The sequence below is a fragment of the Bdellovibrio sp. HCB185ZH genome, from assembly GCF_047302455.1.
Lineage (GTDB): Bacteria > Bdellovibrionota > Bdellovibrionia > Bdellovibrionales > Bdellovibrionaceae > Bdellovibrio.
In genome coordinates this window covers 2,566,300-2,586,851 of sequence record NZ_CP178624.1, presented here as the reverse complement: position 1 = coordinate 2,586,851, position 20,552 = coordinate 2,566,300, and the positions used below count along the sequence as shown (strand labels likewise).

The 20,552-nt window shown below is 44.6% G+C and carries 16 protein-coding genes; 10 read left to right on the top strand and 6 right to left on the bottom strand.

The features are described 5' to 3' along the window. Positions 1-3: 3 nt before the first annotated feature. The 3 genes from ACLSU7_RS12655 to ACLSU7_RS12645 form a co-directional block, all read right to left on the bottom strand. A complete protein-coding gene (locus tag ACLSU7_RS12655) occupies positions 4-903 on the bottom strand; it encodes a cell division protein FtsX (RefSeq protein WP_413292245.1) in 900 nt (299 codons plus the stop codon). Continuing rightward, a complete protein-coding gene (ftsE, locus tag ACLSU7_RS12650) occupies positions 900-1,562 on the bottom strand; it encodes a cell division ATP-binding protein FtsE (protein ID WP_413292244.1) in 663 nt (220 codons plus the stop codon). Before ftsE ends, ACLSU7_RS12655 begins: the two co-directional genes overlap by 4 nt. Before the next feature lie 61 nt (positions 1,563-1,623). Continuing rightward, a complete protein-coding gene (locus ACLSU7_RS12645) occupies positions 1,624-1,878 on the bottom strand; it encodes a hypothetical protein (RefSeq protein WP_413292243.1) in 255 nt (84 codons plus the stop codon). Positions 1,879-1,999: 121 nt separating this feature from the next. Between ACLSU7_RS12645 and ACLSU7_RS12640 the strand changes: the two genes are divergently transcribed. The 6 genes from ACLSU7_RS12640 to ACLSU7_RS12615 all read left to right on the top strand — a co-directional run bounded on the left by ACLSU7_RS12640 (position 2,000) and on the right by ACLSU7_RS12615 (position 12,224). Further along, positions 2,000-2,743, top strand: a complete 744-nt coding sequence (locus ACLSU7_RS12640) for a YdiY family protein (protein ID WP_413292242.1) — start codon at positions 2,000-2,002, stop codon at positions 2,741-2,743. A gap of 13 nt (positions 2,744-2,756) precedes the next feature. Next, the gene (gene mscL, locus ACLSU7_RS12635; protein ID WP_413292241.1) at positions 2,757-3,224 is read left to right on the top strand and encodes a large conductance mechanosensitive channel protein MscL; all 468 of its coding nucleotides are present in this window, start codon (positions 2,757-2,759) and stop codon (positions 3,222-3,224) included. A gap of 91 nt (positions 3,225-3,315) precedes the next feature. Continuing rightward, complete coding sequence (locus tag ACLSU7_RS12630; RefSeq protein WP_413292240.1) at positions 3,316-4,785, top strand: hypothetical protein; 1,470 nt, start codon at positions 3,316-3,318, stop codon at positions 4,783-4,785. 78 nt (positions 4,786-4,863) lie between these two features. Beyond that, the gene (locus ACLSU7_RS12625) at positions 4,864-7,542 is read left to right on the top strand and encodes a penicillin-binding protein 1A (RefSeq protein WP_413292239.1); all 2,679 of its coding nucleotides are present in this window, start codon (positions 4,864-4,866) and stop codon (positions 7,540-7,542) included. Next, positions 7,539-10,484, top strand: coding sequence for an excinuclease ABC subunit UvrA (gene uvrA, locus ACLSU7_RS12620; protein WP_413292238.1), 2,946 nt, complete (start codon positions 7,539-7,541; stop codon positions 10,482-10,484). Before ACLSU7_RS12625 ends, uvrA begins: the two co-directional genes overlap by 4 nt. Positions 10,485-10,505: 21 nt before the next feature. Further along, positions 10,506-12,224, top strand: coding sequence for an ABC transporter ATP-binding protein (locus ACLSU7_RS12615; protein WP_413292237.1), 1,719 nt, complete (start codon positions 10,506-10,508; stop codon positions 12,222-12,224). On the opposite strand, the gene ACLSU7_RS12610 is transcribed toward ACLSU7_RS12615, so the two are convergent. After that, positions 12,225-13,157, bottom strand: coding sequence for an alpha/beta hydrolase (locus ACLSU7_RS12610; protein WP_413292236.1), 933 nt, complete (start codon positions 13,155-13,157; stop codon positions 12,225-12,227). It abuts the gene before it with no gap. Positions 13,158-13,382: 225 nt separating this feature from the next. On the opposite strand from ACLSU7_RS12610, the gene ACLSU7_RS12605 reads away from it, so the two are divergent. From ACLSU7_RS12605 to ACLSU7_RS12590, 4 genes are all read left to right on the top strand, one after another. Further along, positions 13,383-14,942: a sigma 54-interacting transcriptional regulator gene (locus ACLSU7_RS12605; RefSeq protein ID WP_413292235.1), complete on the top strand. Its 1,560-nt coding sequence runs from the start codon at positions 13,383-13,385 to the stop codon at positions 14,940-14,942. 187 nt (positions 14,943-15,129) lie between these two features. Continuing rightward, positions 15,130-16,002 carry a hypothetical protein gene (locus ACLSU7_RS12600; RefSeq protein WP_413292234.1) on the top strand — a complete coding sequence of 291 codons (873 nt, stop codon included), beginning with the start codon at positions 15,130-15,132 and terminating at the stop codon, positions 16,000-16,002. Between the two features lie 25 nt (positions 16,003-16,027). Then, a complete protein-coding gene (locus tag ACLSU7_RS12595; protein ID WP_413292233.1) occupies positions 16,028-17,065 on the top strand; it encodes an aminoglycoside phosphotransferase family protein in 1,038 nt (345 codons plus the stop codon). Next, the gene (locus ACLSU7_RS12590) at positions 17,062-18,054 is read left to right on the top strand and encodes a sugar phosphate nucleotidyltransferase (protein WP_413292232.1); all 993 of its coding nucleotides are present in this window, start codon (positions 17,062-17,064) and stop codon (positions 18,052-18,054) included. Before ACLSU7_RS12595 ends, ACLSU7_RS12590 begins: the two co-directional genes overlap by 4 nt. Positions 18,055-18,056: 2 nt before the next feature. Here the strand turns inward: ACLSU7_RS12590 and ACLSU7_RS12585 are convergent, their stop codons facing one another. Continuing rightward, positions 18,057-19,022: a hypothetical protein gene (locus ACLSU7_RS12585; RefSeq protein ID WP_413292231.1), complete on the bottom strand. Its 966-nt coding sequence runs from the start codon at positions 19,020-19,022 to the stop codon at positions 18,057-18,059. A gap of 8 nt (positions 19,023-19,030) precedes the next feature. After that, complete coding sequence (locus ACLSU7_RS12580; RefSeq protein ID WP_413292230.1) at positions 19,031-20,536, bottom strand: hypothetical protein; 1,506 nt, start codon at positions 20,534-20,536, stop codon at positions 19,031-19,033. Between the last annotated feature and the right edge of the window lie 16 nt (positions 20,537-20,552).

The following is a 20,552-nucleotide window of genomic DNA, read 5'->3' as shown; positions in this document are numbered from 1 at the left end:
TTTTTAGGCCCTTTGACTTGCGGCCGCGTAGCCGTCATTAATTTTTCTGACACATAGGTAAGATGCTAACGCACCCATCACTGTTCCACCGATGATCACGACCGCGACCATCCATGGAGAAATAAAGCTCACTTGCTCACCGATTCTTAAGAAACTTAAACGTGTGTTCACGATACTTTTACCGACGGTGTACATCCCAAAAGCAATTGCCATGGACAACGCAGAGGCGACAAGACCCAGCAAAGCCCCTTCTTTTAGGAAAGGTTTGCGAATCATCGATGCTGTCGCACCGATCATTTCCAGAACCACGATTTCATCACGATGAACTTGAACTGATGCACGAATCGCGTTCGACATCACGAATATCGATGCACAAAGGACAACGATACCCACCAGGTTCAGTGCAAGATTAATAGCCGATACAAAGGCGCTGTATTTTTCAACCCAATCCTGACCATAACTGACATCATCAATCCCGGAACGACCTTTTAATTCTGTCGCAATGGATTGCAAAATGCTGCTTTGAGCATCCGTCGCAATTTCTGTCTTCAGTTTCACCTGATAGCTTGAAGGAATCATTTTTAAAAGCTCATCATCTTTGCTGATATCCGGCGCATAGCTTGCGAGTTGTGCGCGGAAATCAGAAAGTGCCTGATCCTGAGTGACCAAATTGAAATGGCCGATGTCTTTGTGGCTCTTAAAATATTTTTCAAGCTCATCACGGCCTTGAGCAGATATATCTGTAGATAGGTAGACTGTCAGCTGAACATCCTCTCCCCAGTGGGTCAGAATGTTTCTGAAGTTTTTTGAAATCAATAGCGACGTCGCCATGACGGCAAAACAGGCAGTTACAACAATCAGGGTTGAAAATTTAAGCGCGAGGTTTTTTTGAGTAGGATTCACTTGGTGTCTCCCACGATAATGCCATCTTTAAGTTCCAAAGTTCTTTTATGACGACGCTTAACCATTTCATGATCATGGGTTGCAACAAAGACGGTTGTCCCTTGAGAGCAAACTCTTTCCAGTAAATCCATGATCTCTTCGCTAAGCCTTGGATCCAAATTTCCCGTCGGCTCGTCGGCAATCAAAACACCTGGTTGATGAACGATGGCCCTGGCAATGGCGGTTCTTTGCTGCTCGCCACCTGATACAAAGTCAGGGTACTGATCGTGTTTATGAGCTAAGCCCACTTGCTCCAAAACTTCATAAACTTTTCGTTGAATAGCTGGGGCTTTGTCGCCACGAATCTGCAACGGCAAAGCGACGTTTTCAAATAAAGTACGATCTTTCAAAAGTTTGAAATCTTGAAAGATAACGCCGATTTTTCTGCGAAAGAAAGGGACCTGCCCGTTACGAATTTCACCCAGATCATAGCCCGCCACTTTAACCTCACCTGATGTGGCTAAATCATAGGCAGAAATCATTTTGAAGAGCGTAGTTTTTCCCGCACCACTGGGTCCCGTTAAAAATACAAATTCGCCTTTGTCGATTTTCAAATCGATATTTTTTAAGGCATGAACGGGCCCTGGATAGGTCTTATATACGTGGGAGAATTCAATCATTTCTCTATCTTATGAAAGATAAAGACTTATTCATACTCGCCCGAAGTCGAGGATTTCAGGATTAAGGCATTCCGCCTGACATCAGAGTATCAATGATTGTTGAATGCTGGCGATGAAGGGCTTGTTTGATGGCTTCAGCCGGCTGGCTTGAGCCCACTTGCAGAACTCTTTCATGAGGAGTTTTGATGGTTTTTAAAACAGCACCGTTACAGAAAATACGACTGACTAAAAATGGGTTCGCCATTCCCCAGTCCTCTGTTTGAATGTGATATTTCTGTCCGCGTACTGTGATATCCGAATTAAAACCTTTTTGCATTTCTACAAACCTCGAACTTCAATTTAGCAAAAAAACGTCGCGATCTCATCAAGTTTTTATATGCGCGGTGTTTTGACTCTTCAGGCAAGAGACATACTAAATGTCTAAGGAGGTAATTATTATGAAGTTCGTTTCAGTTCTATTTGTTCCTGTTGTTGTTGCAATGTCGTTGGTTGCGCATGCACAAGTGCCTGCACCTGCACCCATTAATCCTCCCCCACCATTCGCCGGCGAAGCCGAAGCTGGCGCAATCATGGTAACTGGCAATTCCGATTCCGAGAATTATGCGGCCAAAGGCAAAGTGTCTTATAAAGAAGGCAAAAATACTTACACCCTTTCGGGACAATATATCCGCACTGAGGCCAACAGTATCGAGAGTGTGCGCAACTGGAATGCGGGAGCTCGTTATGATCACGAGTGGACAGACTATCTGGGGTTCTTTGGCAGTCAAAAAATCGAGAGCGATGTTTACTCTGGATACTTACAACGTGATTCGACAGACGTCGGTTTGAAATATTGGCTGACAAAAACTGATAACGTTAATTGGACGGTTGAGGCCGGTTACCGTTATTCCAAAACGCAAAATGTTTTGGTTGGCACCACCTATGATCAGTTGCTTCGTCTGTACACAGAATTCAACACTAAAATCGACAAAGAATTTTCCTTCAAATACTGGATCGAATATTTGCCGAACATGACTCGTGCGGATGCTTACCAGGTGAATACTGAAGCTTCGATCAATGTTATGTTAAATTCCATCTTCTCTTTGAAGCTAGCTTACTTGCTACAATATCAAAACGAACCTGCTCCTCCGGGAGAATACAGTACAACAACGACAACTTTGAATCTTGTCGCGAAATTCTAGAAAGGATTTTGTCATGATGAAGGAATTTAAGGCCTTTTTAATGAGAGGTAACGTTTTAGATTTGGCAGTCGGTATCATCATCGGTGCCGCGTTCACTAAAATCGTTGGCTCGTTTGTAAGTGACGTTTTGATGCCAGTACTAAGCTTAGGCATGGGCAAAATTGATTTCTCGAATTTGTTTGTTGCCTTGAATGGCGAATCCTACCCGACGCTGGCAGCAGCAAAGGCTGCGGGAGCGGCAACCCTTAATTACGGTGTTTTCCTGAATGCCGTCATTGATTTTGTGATTGTGGCTTTTGCAATTTTCATGATCGTAAAAGCAGCGAACCGTTTCAAAAAAACAGAAGAAGCAACGGCATCAACCAAGCCCTGTCCCGAATGTTTGACGACGATTCCACTTGCAGCACGTAAATGTTCTGCCTGCGGAAGTTTGCAAACAAGTGGATCCATCAACGGGAAAACGTCCTCGATGAACGTCTAGTGTTTCATATTGAGACGTAAACTTTCCCCCGAAAAGTGACGATAATAGGCACTGCAATTGCAGCTATATATAGTCATCAGGGGGAAAGACAATGTATTCCAAATCAAAGACGACGAAGAAGACATCTGTTAATCTTTTTATCAGCATCGTATCTTCTTTAATTCTGCTTGGTTACGCAGCCAATGCACAGACTTCGGGGAGCTCTTCCGGTTCTTCAAACTCGGGCTCATCTTCTTCAAACAATCAGAATTCTCAGAATACGCAGCAGTCTTATCCTTATCCCGTTATGAGTTCATATTCTGAAGGTCAGACCTGTAACGACCTTCGCTCTAGATACAGCTCTGCTCGCAGAGACATGTTGAGACTTTGCAAAGATGCGGGCGCGGGATCTAACTGCGTTGACAAAGTAGATTCATGTAACACCGAAGCCAGTGATACTGGTGGCATCAATCTTTACCAAACATTGGGTACTGCTGTGGGCTCGGATAATGCGTTAGGGACGGCTCTTGGTGTGATGGGACAAAGTAGTAATGTTGGCGGTGGTTGCCCGCAATTCTCCTTCCAAGACTATTTCAGTAAGAAAAAAGAATACCAAGAGGATCTTGATAGAACGGAAGAAGACTTAGCAAAACTGTCTGATGATAAAGCGGATATTCAAGCTGACTTTAATAAGAAGATTACGGACCTTCAAAAAGACTTGAATAAGGCGCAAGAGGATTTAGAGAAAACCAAAGATCAAATTGCCAAAGACAAGTTAGAAAACTCCCAAAAACTCCAAGAAGCGCAGAATTCCGCTAAAGATTCTATGCGCCAACAAGCAACGACCTTGCTTGATCTTCACGGTAAGTTAATTACTTCTCAACGTGATAAAGCACTGAACATGATTGCACTCACAGAGGCCTCTGCAAAACGTGCGTGCATGAAAACCGTGAATGAAATGAAAGCACAGTGGCAAAAAGAAGGTGTTTTGAGCGGCTTTAGCTCTGGCACAATGATCGCCAAAGCGAAAAGATTGAAACAGGATTTGATCGATACATGGAATGATTGCATGACCGTGTATGACCAGAAAAAACAAGCCCTGCTTGAATCTAAAAAACAAGAAGAAGACATGCTTAGAAAGCAGATCCAGGACACTACGGAATCCATGGCTCAGACCCAAGATAGTATGGACTCGGCTGCCTCCAATATGGCGCAAATGAATGCCTTGGCCGACAAACAACAAACTCAGGCCGAGACTAATATGAAAAACACCCAAACTTCGATCCAGACCGAAATGACGGCAGCGAAGCAAGAGTTGGAACAAAAGCTTCAAACTCTGGCGACGAAAACTACGAATTATAATCAAAAGATCAACCGCTTGAATACTCAACTTTCTAGCCTGGGCGCCGTTCCTCCATCGGGAGCGACAACAACTGCTCCGCAAGTGGCTGATGAAGTCGCTGGTCTTCAAGAGGAGATGAATGAAATCATCGCCCAAGCAAAAGATCTGACTCAAGTGAACTGTTCCATTGGGAAAAGTGCATCAAGCTCGTCAAGATCTTCTTCCGGCCTAAAGGAATAGCTGACCAAGGGCCAGTATCCCTAGACCCTCACCTTTTCGACTGCTAGAATGGGGCTTCGTTTAAAGGAGCCCCAAACAGTGTTAAAAAAAATCATTCTGGCATTCGTCGCTCTCTGTATTCTTGGTGTTGTCGGCGCCGTTCTTGCCTATCAATCTGTTAAAGCAAGTCTTCCGCAAATCATCACTGTTCAAGATTATAAACCGCAACTAGTCAGCCAAGTTTACGATCGCAATGGCAAAAAAATTGGTGAGTTCCTAAATCAAAAACGAACCCTCGTGACTTACGATAAAATTCCCAAGGATTTGGTTCATGCCTTCTTAGCTGCTGAGGACGATCAATTCTTCCAGCACAAAGGGATTAATCCTCAAGCTATTTTCCGTGCGGCTCTTGCGAACCTTCGTGCTGGACGCTCGGTACAAGGGGGATCGACGATCACGCAGCAGGTTGCTAAAACCTTGATGCTGACTTCAGAAAAAACTCTGACACGTAAACTTCGCGACATCATGCTTGCGATGGAAATGGAAAAAAATCTAAAAAAAGAGGACATTCTATTTCTTTACCTAAATCAGATTTATTTTGGTGAAGGTGCTTATGGTGTTGAACAAGCGGCGCAAACTTACTATCGCAAGCCTGTGTCAAAATTAACATTGCCTGAAATGGCAATCCTTGCGGGTCTGCCCCAAGCACCAAGTGCTTACAGCCCGGTTCGCAATCCCCTTCGCGCTAAAGAAAGACAAACTTACGTTCTTCGCCGTATGGCTGAAGTGGGCTTCATCACAAAAGAACAGTCAGATAAAGCTATCCAAGAACCGGTTAAGGTGTTTGTCCGTGAAAATTATGAAGAGTATGCGCCCTTTTACCTAGAAACGGTTCGTCAGATGCTGGTTGCACAAATCGGCGCGGACATGGTTTTAAATAAAGGACTTCGCATCTACACAAGCCTTGATCTTCAAAAACAACTCGCAGCTCAAGACGCTGTCATGGCAGGACTTAAAGGTTTGGATAAACGCCAGGGCTTCCGTGGACCAATTAAAAATCTTTCTTCTGAAGCTGACGTTGAAAAATTCCTGACGGATGAGCGAAAAAAACTTATCGGCGAATCAACTCCCGAACGCACGATTCTTCCGGATGGTAAATTTGCTGATCTAGTTCCTAAGATCGATGAAAAAGCCGCAAAAGAACACCCGCTTCTTCCGTCCTACATCAAGCTTAAAGACTCGGTTCAAGGTGTCGTGCAAGCTGTGGATGATGCCGCTGGTTTGGTATATGTGAAAATCGCTGATACTCAGGGTTTGATCGATTTCGATTCGATGACCTGGGCGCGTAAGCCTGACTCCGACAAACGCTACGATCTAAACACGATCAAAAAACCTTCCGATGCCTTGAAAAAGGGTGATGTGATTCTAGTTAAGGTGACTGCTGATAAGTTCTCGCCTTCAAAAAATATCACTCCGAAAAAAGGCGCTCCTGAACTAAAACTTCCGGATTTCAACAAGTATGTTGATTTGGAATTGGATCAGGAACCCCTCGTTGAAGGTGCACTCCTTTCGTTCGATCAAGATTCTCAAGACGTGTTAGCAATGGTGGGTGGAACAAGCTTTGCGAAAAGCGAGTTCAACCGTGCGATTCAAGCTCCCCGTCAAACTGGCTCTTCATTTAAATCGATTGTCTATGCTTCCGCACTTGATAAAGGCTACAACCCTGCAACGCCGATCATGGATGCACCCCTGGTGTTTGAAGGTTCCGCTGGCGATGAAGAAGGTCAAGGTGATGCCAAGGAATCGAAAGCCTGGAAACCGGCAAATCACTCGAAAAGTTTCGGTGGTGATATTATCGTGAGAAACGCCCTTTCTCAGTCTTTGAATATTCCTGCGGTAAAAGTGATAGAGGATGTGGGTGTTCCTTGGGCTATCGAATATTCTCACCGCTTGGGATTGTTCAGTCCTTTGAATCCTGACTTTACGTTGGTTTTGGGTTCTTCAAGTGTGACTTTATACGAAATGACGAAGGCTTTTTCTGAACTGGGTCGCTTGGGTAAACGCACTCGCCCGATGCTGATTCATAAAGTGACGGACGCTGATGGTAAAACGGTTTTAGAAAACGTGTCATTGGATGCTCGCTTTGAAAAAGAGATGAAGCCCTACGATGACGATTTTGAAAATCGTCGCAAAGAGTACTTACAGATCGCTTCTGAGCCAGCAAAATTGGAAGAGTTTAAAAAGAAAGATCCTAAAAAAGCAGCTTTGGCTGAAAACTTGTTCTTCCAGGATCCTGATCAGTTGATCAAACCGACCACAGCGTTTGTTATGACATCACTTCTTCGCGGAGTGATTGAAGACAAAAATGGTACGGGTGCGAGAGCTCGTGCTTTGGGTCGCGAAGTTGCGGGAAAAACTGGTACGACGAATAACTACTATGACGCATGGTTCATTGGCTATACACCACAAATTGCCACTGGTGTGTGGGTGGGTTTTGACAAAGAGAAAAGTCTAGGCAAAGGCGAGGTTGGTGGCCGCTCCGCATTGCCAATCTGGGTAGATTACATGAAAGCGGCCCACGAAGGACTTCCTCAAGTGACTTTCCCCGTACCAGATGGTATTGTGTTTGCGAACATTGACAGTGAAACTGGCAAGCTTGCAAATGCGTCTACAAAAAATATTCTGCGCCAGGCCTTCGTTGAAGGAACAGAACCGACTGCTGCTTCGAGCAAGCAAGAAGAAGCAACAGACTTTTACAAACAGGATTTGTCTGAGTGAAGGATATCCACCTCTGGGGTGTGAAACAGAACAATCTTAAGAACATCGAGGTCAAGATCCCAGTTGGTAAAATGACTGTGATCTGCGGCCCGAGTGGTTCAGGGAAATCCTCTCTGGCGTTTGAAACTTTATTTGCTGAAGGTCAACGCCGCTTTATCGAGAGCATGTCTAATTATGCTCGCCAGTTTCTGAATAAAGCACCAAAGCCTGACATTGAAGGCATCAGCAATATCCCTCCGGCAATTTCGATTGAACAAAAAAATACCGTGAAAAGTTCCCGCTCAACAGTGGGTACGACGACAGAGATCATCGATTACCTGCGCCTGTTGTATGAGAAAATCGGTAAGTCTTACTGCCCGACTCACACGTGTCCCACTGAAAAAGAAAGCGTTACCGAAGCGACTTCCAAAGTGATTAAAGAGTTCACTGGTAAACGTGGTTACATCCTGGTGGAAATTTCTGAAAACGGACGCGTGGCTCAAGCAAAGAAACTGCACTCGCTGCTTTTGCAAGACGGTTACTTGCGTATTTATATTCCCAAAGTACAACCTTCGGTAAAGCCGGTTGCGACCAAAAAAGCGACGCTTAAAAAAACCAAAACTAAAGGTGCCGTTAAAAAAACTGTTGAAGAAGTTATCAGCATTCCCGTGACCCCCTCTGGTTTAACCAACGAGGAAATGGGAACTGTTGTTGAAATCGGCGACCCTGCGGCGATCAAAAAAGGACTTCCTAAAGAAACGTTCTATCTGATCATCGATCGTATGAGTTTTAACGAAGATGAACGTGGTCGTATTGCTGACTCTATGACGCAAGCTTATGAAGCGAGTATCAAATACAATTCAAATTTGATCTCTCGAAAAGCAACGATTCTGACAACGGAAGGCCAACGCCTGCAAGTAAGCGAAGAGTCTTCGTGTCCTATTTGCGGTTATACTCCGCCACCGTTGACTTCTCGCTTGTTCAGTTTCAATTCGCCAATTGGTGCCTGCCCGACTTGTAAAGGTTTTGGAAATATTTTGGATGTCGACGAGGCCAAAGTAGTTCCAAACCCTGCGATGAGTTTAGCTCAAGGTGCTCTATCTCCATTCTGGATGCCTAGTGCTGCCCACGAAAAAAAGCAGCTTTTGGCTTACTGTAAGAAAGCCAAGATCGACATCCACACTCCCTGGCAGGATCTGCCGAAAGCTCACCGCGAGGTGATCTGGAAGGGTGATGACGATTTCTTTGGTGTTCGCGGATTGTTTGAATACTTAGATCAGATTAAATACAAAATGCATGTTCGCGTGTTTATTGCACGCTTCCGCAGTCCATTCCTGTGCCCTACTTGTAAAGGTGCGCGTCTGCGCGAAGAGGCGAATCATGTGTTGGTAGGCAGCGCGAACATTAATGAGCTGTCTTCGATGATCATCGAAGATCTGAATGCCTTTTTCCAAAAGATCGAGCTTCATCCTCATCAAGTTGAAGTCGCTGGCGAAATTCTAAAGCAAATTCGTTCGCGTCTGGAATTCCTGATGCGTGTAGGTGTTCATTACTTGTCACTGAATCGCGAAACCAGAACATTATCTGGTGGTGAGTACCAACGTTTGATTTTGGCAAACCAACTGGGAATGGGATTATCGCAAGCGCTTTATGTTTTGGATGAACCCACTGTAGGACTTCATCCGCGCGACAACGATCGTTTGATTTCGATTCTTAAAGATCTTAAAGAACTCGGCAACACCTTGGTTATCGTAGAACATGACCATGACGTGATTAAAGCCAGCGAAAATATTATCGAGATGGGTCCTGGATCTGGATATCTTGGTGGAGAAGTCGTTTACTCCGGCTCCACAAAAGAATTTTACAAATACGACAAGTCCAACACAGTTCCATATCTATTGGACAATAAACACTCTGCAAATTTACGCACGATTCGCCCCGTGGACATTGATACTTACAAAGTAAAAATCGAGCTTAAGGGTGCAAAAGGTCACAACCTAAAAAATCTGGATGTGGTCTTTCCATTGAACCGCTTGGTGACTGTGACAGGCGTCAGTGGTTCCGGAAAATCGACTTTGATTTCAAAAACGCTATACCCGGCGTTAGCTCGCGCACTGGATATCGAATATCTTCCTGCACAAGAATACGGTGGAATTGAAGGCGTTGATCACATCAAGAATGTTCTTTTGATCGATCAATCACCTATTGGTAAATCAGCGCGCAGTTCGCCGATCACTTATTTAAAAGCCTTTGATGCTATCCGTACAATTATGGCGAGCACTCCTGAGTCCCAAGCACGTGGCTACACACCAGGAACATTCAGCTTGAATGTCGATGGCGGTCGCTGTCCTGCGTGTAAGGGAACGGGCTTTGAAGAAATTGACATGATGTTTATGGATAACGTCGTGATCCCATGTGATGTCTGCGACGGGAAAAAATATCGCAACGAAATCCTGGAAGTTCAGTATAAAAATAAAAACGTCTCTGAGATTTTGGCGATGACAGTCAATGAGGCCATGAATTTCTTCGTCGCTCATCCGAACATCCGTAAGCCATTATCGGTGCTCAAAGAAGTGGGCCTGGATTATCTGCAATTGGGTCAGCCCGCGAACTCTTTAAGCGGTGGTGAATCTCAACGCTTAAAGATTGCTAAAGAGCTCTCTCAGGTGCAGCAAAAGGCCACCCTGTATATTTTGGACGAACCAACCACAGGCCTCCATTTCCGCGAAGTAGATTTGCTAATGAAGGTCTTAAATAAGCTTATAGAATCAGGTGGCAGCGTCGTTGTAGTAGAGCATAATTTAGATGTGATCCGTGGCTCCGATTATGTTATTGACCTCGGCCCTGAAGCGGGTAAAAAAGGCGGTAATATTGTTGCCCAAGGGTCCCCTGATGACATCATCAAGGCCAAAAAGAGTCTGACGGGCCAATACTTAAAACGCTATATCGACGGGAATGCATAATACCCGCGAGACGGAAGTAGAATGCTACCTGAAATCAAAAAGTTACTTGCTGAAATCAAACCTCACAAAAAAAGAATGACCGTGGTTGCCATCACGGGAATCATGAATGCCCTGGCAACGGCGCGTGTGGCTTTACTAACTAAAGTACTTTTCGACGCCCTTTCAGCAAATAATCAGCCAGAACTATTGAAACAGGTTCCGATTGTAATTGGACTTGGCTTCATTCAAGCGATCTCTCGTTATTATCATATCTACAACATGAATTATATTTCTGAAGCCGTGGTGAATCGCATCCGCGAAAAGCTTCAATACAAATTCATGCGTCTGAACTTATCGTTCCACAATAACTACGCCGCAGGTTCTGGAGGCTTGATTAGCCGTATTTTGAACGACATCAAAACCGTTCAAGATGGTTTGCGTGTCATCGCAGATATTTTCCTTTATCCCTTGCTTTTAGTGGGCTTGCTAGTCAACTTGATCATCATCGATTGGAAGCTGACTCTTTCCATTCTTATTATTGCGCCCATCATCGGGATCATTTTGAAATCCGTCGCAAGAAGTATGCGCAAGTATATCCCGCGCGAGCGTGAAGCCTTGGAATACATGACTTCAACCATCAAAGAAAGTCTTGATGGCGTTCGTGTCATTCAGTCCTTTAATCTTGAAAAAGACATGGCAAAAAAATTGGAAGAGCAGGGGGCAAACTATCTTTCAATTCGAAAAACAGTTCATAAGCGCCAAGAGGCTTCTGGGCCAGCCACCGAGTTTATCGCGACTGCACTTATCCCGATGATCCTAGTTTACAACAGCTACGAAATTGCAGCTGGTCGTGGGACTGCGGGTAACATCATTGGTTTCATCGCCTCATTGTTGATGATCAATGCTCCAATTAAAAAAATTCAGGAAGCTTACGTTCGTATTCAGGAAGTCGTGATCTCAGTTCGTCGTATTTTTGAGATCATCGACAACCCTTCTGAAGTTCCAGAAACTGCCAACCCTGTTCCATTCCCTAAGGACTGGAAAAAGATCGTGTATAAAAACGTCAGCTTTGCCTATGGCAAAGACATGATCCTTAAAAACGTGAATCTGGAAATCAACCGTGGCGAAGTGGTTGCCCTAGTTGGCGCCAGCGGAAGCGGTAAGTCCACTATCGTAAACTTATTGGAGAGATTCTTTGATGCGACATCAGGGGAAATCTTGATTGATGGCGTGAATATCAGAGATATCGGGTTAATCGAACTTCGTCGAAATATTGCCCTGGTTACTCAAGACGTTTTTCTATTCAGTGATACCATCGAAAAAAATATTTGGGCGGGCGATTACAATCGCGATCGTGAAGATATTCAGAAAATGGCGAAACTTGCGAACGCCCATGACTTTATCATGAAAACGTCTCAAGGCTATCAAAGCCGTGTTGGCGATCGCGGAAATCTGCTTTCTGGCGGTGAAAAACAACGAGTGAGTATCGCGCGCGCGATGTTCAAAGATGCACCTGTCTTAATTCTGGATGAAGCCACAAGCGCCTTGGATACGGCAAGTGAGATCGAAGTTCAAAAAGGCCTTGATCATTTAATGGAAGGTCGTACCGCTCTGGTGATTGCTCACCGTCTGTCGACAATCCAAAAGGCCGATAAAATCGTTGTCATGAGAGCGGGCGAAATCGTGGAAATTGGCACTCACGCAAGTCTTTTGTCGCTTAAAGGCGAGTACCACAACTTCCACAGTCTTCAGCACAACTAGTTACTTAAACTGTTCTGAAAGCCACTTCATCACATGCGGCATACGGCAGCTCCAATAAGCCGTCGCATGTGAGTTGTCCGTGCCACAATCCTTAATACCAATTTCAAATTCGGGATGGGCTTTCTTAAGCTCCTCAATAAACTTTTTGGTATCTGGAGTGTCCTTTAGAAATGGATCGTTGGATCCAATTTCCAGACGAAAATTTTTAAACGGCAAACAGCGATCACTTCCAGGTTTCTTTAGCCTCTCACAAATGTGCCGAGCACTTCGTTGTTCAAAGTCTTTACCCACTCCATAAGAATAATAGTCCTCTTTCGGCTGCGTACTATTGTTATTGGGAGTCCAAATCTCAGCCGGTGTGCGAAACACCGGGCTCATCGAATAAACTGTACACACCAGGTTTGGGTTACTTAATCCCAACTGCAAAGCACCGTTGCCACCCATCGAAATTCCAAACAGCGCGCGGTCACAAGGTTCGTTCTTAATCACCGGATACTTTTCTTCGATGTGCCTGATCAGATCCTTTGTGACCATGTCAGCGACCTTTACTTTAGATATCGCTCCATTCATCCAATAATGACTCTGCCCATTCGGAGCAAAGATCAGAAACGGTCGCGCGCCTTCACGTACGACTTTGTCATAGGATTCAATGCCATCAGTGTAGACTAATGAATCTCTGTCTCCACCTCGGCCATGCAGGAAGATCGCGTAAGGGTACGGCGCTCCCCCATCATGCGTATATCCCGGAGGAACTATGACGTTGTAGTCGACCTTCTTTTTTAAACTTTCTGAATAAAAACTAGTCGAAAAACAGCGCGTGATAAATATCCGCTGATTTAAAATCTTCTGATCAAACGGCTGACATTTGTCCGAATTGGCGAATCCAAAAGATGAGAGAAGAAAAATTGAAGTTACAACAATTAGACATTTCATATTCCTCAACGATAACACATCACATTTTCGTTTCAATTTGAGGCAGCAATTAAACAGCGGAAATCATGAGGAAATTCAATTTACACAAATTTTCCCGTCTCAAATTGAACTAGACCAATGACTGAATTGCATGATGTTTCGACACAACCCTCAAGTCCGTCTAGTTTCTTGACGATAAAAATATCGACAGTTTGAAAGTTACAGAAAATTGAAAGGGAGTTTGAAATGATTAATTGGGATGAGTTTGAACATATACATGTTATCAAAAAACTCAAACATATCCTTAGCGCATGGTGGAACATTGACGTTGTGTTCACTGATGAGCGCGGGACACTAAGAGGGTTCGACTCCGGCAAAGCTGGTTTCAACAATCCTGCAATTGCAGCTTTGATGAACAAAGAAGCTGGTCAAGCTAGCGTTGCTGAGCTTGTAACTAAATCACTTGATGATCTTCGTACTTCTCAAAACCGTTTCTCCCTTCGCAAATGGGACATGGTTGGTTTTGACGTGGGTGTCTTCCCGATCATGATTGAAAATGATTGCGTTGGTACAGTTGTGGCGATGGGCTTCTTCCGTGAAGCCAACTTCTCTTCTCGCATGACTGAAATCCGTGAGCGCCTGGCCGCTTTCGGTATGTCTGGCGAAGTGATTGAAAAATGCCTGGGCAAATTGAAATTCATGGATGACCATGAACGCCAACACTTCACTGAAGTTTGTGAATTGGTTGCTCAAGAGATCGTCACTCTTCACCTTGAGATCTCTTCTCGTGAAGATCGCATCAAAGAATTGAATAAAGAGCTTGGTAACAGATTTAAATACGACAATATGATCGGTAAATCTAAACCAATGCAATCTTTGTACGCTTTGCTTGATAAAATCAAAGGTGCAGATTCTACGGTTCTGGTTCAAGGTGAAAACGGAACGGGTAAAGAGTTGATCGCTAAATCGATCCACTATAACTCTCACCGTAAAGACAAACCGTTTGTTATCCAAAACTGTTCTGCATTCAATGACAACTTGTTGGAATCAGAATTGTTCGGTCACATCAAAGGTTCATTTACTGGCGCTTTGAAAGACAAAAAAGGTCTTTTCGAAATGGCTGACAAAGGAACATTCTTCCTGGATGAGATCGGTGATACTTCACCACAAATGCAAGTTAAGCTTCTTCGCGTATTGCAAGAAGGTACTTTCATGCCGGTGGGTGCAACTGAATCCAGAAAAGTTGACGTTCGTATCGTTGCGGCGACGAACAGAAACCTTAAGGAGATGGTTGAGCAAGGTACATTCCGTGAAGACTTGTACTATCGCTTGAATGTTATCAACATCCGCGTTCCGCCTCTTCGCGAGCGTAAAGAAGACATCCCGTTCTTGACGGATTTCTTCTTGAACAAAATCCATGAAGCTCAAGGTGGTGTAAAACATCAATTGACGAAGCGTGCTCTTGAAAAATTGTACGACTATCCATGGCCAGGTAACGTTCGTGAATTGCAAAATGAAATCGAAAGACTTTGCGTTCTTTCCGGCGAAGAATCAAAATTGATGGGCGAATTGCTTTCTCCTAAAATTTTGGAAGCGGGCGAGAAAAATAAAGTTCAAGGTTCCCGTTTGCAAGGTAAGTTGAAGGACGCTTTGGAAGATCTAGAGCGCGAAATGATCCGCGAGGGACTTCGCCGTACAGGTTGGAACAAATCGAAACTTGCTAAAGAATTGGGTATCAGCCGTGCAGGTCTTATCATGAAAGTCGAAAAATACGGCTTGGATAAACGTAAGATTGCTCGTGCCTAATTGGGCAAGCACCCTAAATTATTTACCTATTTGAACTAAAAATAGAGGGCTTTGAAGGTGAACTTCAAGGCCCTTTTTCTTTCCCCAGAAACTGCTTAAATAGCTGATTTCACCGATAATTACCCCCTCCCCCGACAGTTGGTATTGTTCTTGTATATTAGGGATTTTGTTAAGGGGTGTTCGTTATATGCAAAGTACAACTTTGGATTCTTCATTTGTATCTCGTCTTAAGCATCTTGTTGAGACTCGCTATGGAAAAGACCTGCTGATCCGTCAATTGATGGATATGTCTGCCGTGCAACCGCACGAAGATACATATTTGCGTGGGGTGGATTTTCACGTTCCTATTAAGGTGAACGGCGCTCTGCTGGGGACGGCTATCGTTCCAGGCGCTGATGATTTGAATGCTGAAAAACGCCAAGGTGTGACTCAGTTGATTCGCATGGTTTTAGAACCGGCACTTTATAAGTGGTACCTTGAACAAAAAGAATCGAACCTTGTCGAAATCAGTAAAGCCAATTTCGAAACTGAAAATCTGCATGTCTTTGGTGATGAAAAACTCCCCAGCATTGATGAATTGTTAGAAGAATCATCCAAGGACCTGGCCAAAGGTCTATCCAAGGAATTGTTATCGCATTTAATCCATCTTGAAGGCCAAACTGCAACGACGAACAAAAAAGTTGCTTTGCAGTTACACGAGCTGACAGGTCGTTGGGCGTTTGTTCCCTTCAACGATATCAAGGGTCAGCTGCATTCAAGTTTCGACATTGCGAAAATGGGTGAAATGACAATCTTCATTGAAAACATCGAGTCCTTGAACGCCGCTGAGCAAGAGCTTTTGCTGGAATATCTAGGCGAAGAGCATTCACCGGATGAGCCATTGATTATCACAAGCTCTGCTTTGAACCTTGAAGAACTGGCAAAAATGGATGGCCTTGCATCGAATTTAATTGATGAAGCATCGGTTAATTGCTTTGAAGTGGACCGCGCTCCGCTAACGACTCAGGGTCTTAAAGAAGTCCTGGAGCTGTTCTTTATGAAAGACCCGACATCGACATAAGTTCTTGAATTTACTTGGAGTGTCTGTGAGAATTTTTCTTATGGTCACTCACGATGATTTTCTCAATTCTTTTTTAAGCCGCTCATTATCTACAGACGAGTTCAAGGTATTTTCTCTAGCAGGAGATGCCTCGAACCGCCGCTATTACCGCGTCGTACACAACAATCAATCATGGGTGTTGATGCGCTGGGAGCCTTTTGATCCAGCCAATTACCCTCTGACAAGCGTCCTTAATCATTTCGCAAAAAATGGTATTCACGTTCCAAAAATCGTTGCTATGTCACCCAGTGAAGGTCTGATTCTTCAGGAAGATTTGGGCGACTTGATGCTGGAAAGAAAGTTCTGGGAAAGCCAAAGCCATGAGTCCTCCATGGAGTGGTACAAAATGACCGTTGATGAAGTGGTTAAGATTCATCACAAGGCAACACTTGATCATGATCCAAACTGCTCAGCCTTTAAGATGAAATTCGACACAGAAAAGTTTCTTTGGGAAATGAACTACGGCAAAGACAATCTTTTAGCTGGAGTTTTGAAGTTTCCATTCAATGAAAAATCTAGTAAGGAACTTTCTGATATCTTTTTGAATATCTGCTCGAAATTGGATGCAGAGCCCAAGCGCATCGCTCATCGCGATTACCACTCCCGCAATGTGATGATTAAACTTGATAAAGTCCACGTCATCGATTTTCAGGATGCTCGCTTAGGACCGATTCAATATGACCTTGTCAGCCTTATGCGCGATTCTTATGTCGATATGAGTGACGAGATGGCGAATAAACTCATCGCCTACTATCTGGAGCAATCTAAAGAATATTTACCGAAAGATTTCTCTCGCGAAAAGTTTGATCGCACGTATGAACTGCAATCCATTCAACGCTGCTTTAAAGCATGTGGAAGCTTTGCCAGTTTCTATCATCAACGCGAAGACCGTCGCTATCTGAAATACCTTTCCGGCACACTTCGCCGTGTGATGAAAGCGATTAACGAGTTCCCAGAATACAAAGTATTTGCGGATATCCTGATTGATTCTGGCGCCCTGGAAAGAAAGTACGAATCACTATGAATGTAATGCTCCTTGCTGCTGGTGAAGGCACGCGCCTTCGCCCGTATACGAATCAATTGCCAAAACCAGCAATTCCCTTTCTAACTTTGCCGCTGGCGGCACATTCGTTGGGTTTCTTGCAAGGAGTAACCATCGATAAACTCGTGGTGAACACCTATCACCTTCCTGAAAAAATCCACTCTCTGTTCCAAAGAATTAATCATGGTGCTCGCGAGCTGATCTATTCCGACGAAGTAGGAGAAATCCTAGGTAGCGGAGGCGGTTTAAGCCGCGCCCGTTCCTTTTTTAAAGATGGTGGCGATTTCATCATGATGAACGCTGATGAAGTTATTCTGCCCAAAGATTCAGAGGTCTTGAAGAAAGCCATCGCGCAACACCGGGCAAGCGGAGCCCTTTCGACATTGATGGTTATGGATCATCACGAAGTCGGAACAAAATTTGGCGGCGTGTGGACAGACAGCAACGGAAATATTAAAGGCTTCGGTAAATCAAAAATCGAAGGCTGCGATAAGGCCTGGCATTTTATCGGTGTGCAAATTCTTTCTGAAAGAATCTTTGATTATCTTCCTAAGGAAGGCGTTTCTAATATTCTTTACGACGGAGTCATGGCGGGTGTGGCAAAAGGTGAAAAGGCAAATGTCTTTCTATTCGAGTGCACTTGGTTTGAAACCGGAAATCCTACGGACCTGATTGAGGCTTCCAAATACTGTGTGAATGTTTTATTAGGTGACGAGGGACACGAAAGGCAAGCCTTAGAGAAAACCCTGGCTCAGTTTTCAACTGCTAAGGTCATCACACAAAAGTTTAATCAGGCGCAGCTGCAATTTTCATCTGAAGCTGTGATTAATAACGAAACAAATTTTTCAGGATTTGTGTGTGCGGGGCCAGGTACGGTCATTGGCAAGAATTGTACGTTGGAAAACGTGATTATCGGAGACGGTGTTCATGTTGCTGACGGCACTGCCGCCAACAACACGATTTTGCTTTAATACTATTTTTTCAAATCCACATCAGAGGCGCCAAAGAATGAATCTTGGCTTTCTTTGACTTTATAACGACGAGTCATCATCAGGAAAATACTGTCAGCAGCGACGCCGATCGGTTCACCGTGATAGTTTTTGCTCATACCCGCTGCAAGTTTGGAAGGATCTTTATCAAGCAAGCTCGATGAACCACGAGCGCCCGCATAGCCTGGGTACGCACCACTTCCGCCGCTGCCATCACCACTTGGATAACGGCTACCACCGCCTCCGCCAGAGCCTTCATCGTATCCTTGAGCTTTCGTCAAGGCACCGATCTTAACTTTCTCCAAGGCTTTCTTTTCGATGTCCTTTGAAGTTGCCATAGCAGCGTCAATCGCACCTTGCGGGATCCCTGCTGATGCCATCCCTGTTGCGGAGCTCAAGTCGGAGACATTGTATGATTTGCCATCAGGAGATGTAATTTTTGTGGCAGAGCTATTCACAAGTCCTTGAGCCTTCAAACTGCTTAAACCTGCTTCTGCCTTTTTCATGTAGTCTGAGCCTACCGCTGCATTTGATTGATAGTCTGGATCAGAGCTTGAAGCATTGCCTGAATTATAATTTCCAGTGCCATAAGCATCTGATAGGTCAGCAGTGTTATAAGACTCCCCTGCTTTTTGGCCATTTGCTTTAGACTGCTTCATGGACATAATAGCCATTGCTGTAAAAAGCGCTGCCACGGCACAGGCGCTGCCATCTTCAGGACAACGTGACCAGTTCTGAGCAGCCACCGCAAATTCGGTCGCACTCGCAACAGCGTTGAAAGCCTGCGCAGAATTATTCTTACTCGCATTGCTGTTTGCCGAACTGTTAACGGCCGGAATCGAAGAAGTTGCACCACTTTCCACTCCCGTTTCTGCCGCATAAGAATAAGCTGGAGACAGCGCGATACTCAGACTGCAAACCGATTTAGTAATCGTTTTAAATACTGTCATGTCGTCTCCTAGTTATTCAAAAGAGATGATTTATTATCCTGGTAGCGATCACGAACTTTTTCCCAGTTCGATTTACCACCCTGACCCGTAACTTCTTTAACCCAATTTTTTTGCGCGCCACCAAGCTTACTTGGATCTTTGGCGCCACCTGGTAAGTACCCGCGAAGTCCAGATTTATCACTGGAGGAATCGCCGCCACCCCAGCCACCGCCACCTCCGCCGCCACTAGTGCCGGCTAGAATATTTGTGTCGAGTGCTTTCTGACCTGATTTATCTTCACCACTAGCACCGGAGCCGCTGCCGCCTCCGCCACCACCTAGATTTGCACCGCCACCACCAACAGGGGCCCCTACTCCGCCGCCGCCAGAATCATTTGATGGAGAACGGCCTGTAGTTGAGGGTGAAGTGCCCGTCGCTAAATCTGCAGCCGTCAATCCATCCTTGCTGGAGGATGCTGGTGTCGCAGACAACGCTGACAAACCACTGCCTGAAGAACTCATTGAAGATTTCGCGGCGATAGAACCGCAACCTTCAAGCATTGGGTTTTTTAAACAAATACATTCTGGCAGATTGGCATTCGCTTCAATCGCACACGTTTCTGCTGTTGCAGTTGTCGTTGTACCTGCGGAAGAGTCGGTTGCTTCTTCACAACTTTGACCCTGTTTTAAAGCATTCACTACGCCATAAATACCGGATGCAGCTGACGCCAATAACTGAGGATATTTGCTTGTGCACACATTAGATTTTCCGGCGATAGATTGAATGTCACCGGTTTGAAGTTCTTTACCGATAAGATTTAAAATCGTGTTCTGCAAATCTTTGTAACGCGCCATTTGAGCAGGACAACTAGGATCCTGAGTGTTTTTACAAACAATTGAAGAAGACTTAACTGCCTTCTGCATGTTGGAAACTGCTTCTTTACTATTAGAGCAATACCATCCACAGTGACCCTTCGCCGCACCACAAGCAGCTGTATAAGCAGTCAATGCCGCTTGGGCTATCCCCATACCTTTACCAAAGGCACTGCAGGAATCACTCACGCCAGATGCAGTTGCTACAGTACCCAACACGTTAAGTGCTGCCACGGCATCTTGAATTTTTGGGCTTAAATTTGATAAGCAGGCATAGGCAGCGACGGATTGACCTTTTACGCAAGTATCCCAATTATCAATGTACTCGTCGTATGCGGCCTTTTCGTTTTTAAATTGAGTATCGTTGATAAATGCACCGTTCAATCCCTGCAACTCTTTGAAGTTTGCCTTGAATTGTTCTTTAACGGCCACCAGTCCACCTGCGGTCGCCTCGTTGGTGTCTTCAGCTACGCTTCCGTCAAGAGGTGAAGTAGAAGCGCTGCTTGGTGAAGCAGAAGATCCACCTGAGGAAACTGGAAGCGCCGTTTTTGCTTGTTTCGCCGAATATGTATCGTTCTTATTGGTGGATTGTGCAAAAGCGATCCCACTTGCAGACGTGATCGCAAAAAGAATAGTAAACACGCGAGTTATCGCATTTCTCATAGATATTCCCCTACCT